Genomic DNA, 1,009 nt, shown 5'->3' with positions numbered 1-1,009 from the left:
ATAAAGTTGAGAGAATATGGTGAAGACCTATGAGTGATCTTTATATGACCAAAGATGGTGATATGGTTGATGCCATTTGCTGGAAATACTATGCAAAGGGTCAACAAGCCCTTGCTGTTGAACGCGTCTATGCAGCGAATTTGGGGCTTGCAGACTATGGACCCATTTTAAAAGCAGGCATCACGATACTCTTACCAACCCTCCCCTATCCGAAAGCCACACCAGTAATCAGAATTTGGGGTAGCAAATCATGAAACCTTTTTGCATGGTTCTGGCAAATGGAGAAGACATCACAAAAACGCTCATGGACTATGTTTTATCGATTGAAATTACCGATGAAGCAGAAAACAAAAGTGATCGTATTACCATAGAGCTTGATGACCGTGCGCGTGACAGTGATAACGGCTTTCTTGATATTCCTCTTATCGGGACAGTCATTTCTGTAAAACTTGGCTATGAAGGCGGAAAAAACCGCGATATGGGAGCCTATCTGATAGACGAAATCTCTGTAAGCAGCCCACCACAAAGCTTAAGCGTGACAGGGCGCGCCGCATCAATGAACACGTCTTACAGAACCCCCAAAAGCCAATCCTATCACCAGCAAACCCTTGGCAGTATTGTTCAAGAGATAGCAGAGCGTAATGGCTATACGCCAAAGGTTGATCCTTCTCTTGCAAAAATCGTTGTGCGTCACATTGACCAAACAGCTGAAAGCGATATGGCTTTTGCTGCACGCCTTGCAGAAGAATATGATGCGGTAGCAAAGCCCGTTGATGGTAAACTTGTTCTTGCCAAACGGGGTGAAGGCAAAGCCATCACCGGTGAAACACTCCCCATAGTTGTTATCCATGAAAAACATTGCACCTCTTGGGATTTTAAATACAGTGCGCGTGATGAAGCAGGTGCAGCCAATGGCTTAGAAACAGATGTGGGAGACGACCAAAAAGCCGCGGCTGATGCACGAGAACCAGAAGAGATTGATGATGATGAAAACTTTATCCATATGGAT

General features: G+C 44.8%; 2 protein-coding genes. Both read left to right on the top strand.

Annotation, left to right across the window (positions count from 1 at the left end):
• Window positions 1-29 precede the first annotated feature (29 nt).
• Window positions 30-254, top strand: a complete 225-nt coding sequence (locus ACFIKG_RS09435) for a tail protein X (protein WP_273783422.1) — start codon at window positions 30-32, stop codon at window positions 252-254.
• The coding region (locus ACFIKG_RS09430) for a phage late control D family protein (protein WP_375652215.1) at window positions 251-1,009 on the top strand (759 nt) is incomplete at its 3' end. The genes ACFIKG_RS09435 and ACFIKG_RS09430, both read left to right, overlap by 4 nt.

The organism is Bartonella sp. LB28NMGDW (assembly GCF_042194435.1).
GTDB classification, from domain to species: Bacteria; Pseudomonadota; Alphaproteobacteria; order Rhizobiales; family Rhizobiaceae; genus Bartonella; species Bartonella grahamii.
The sequence above is the reverse complement of the archived record's forward strand: the minus strand, read 5'-3'. Positions and strand labels throughout refer to the sequence as shown.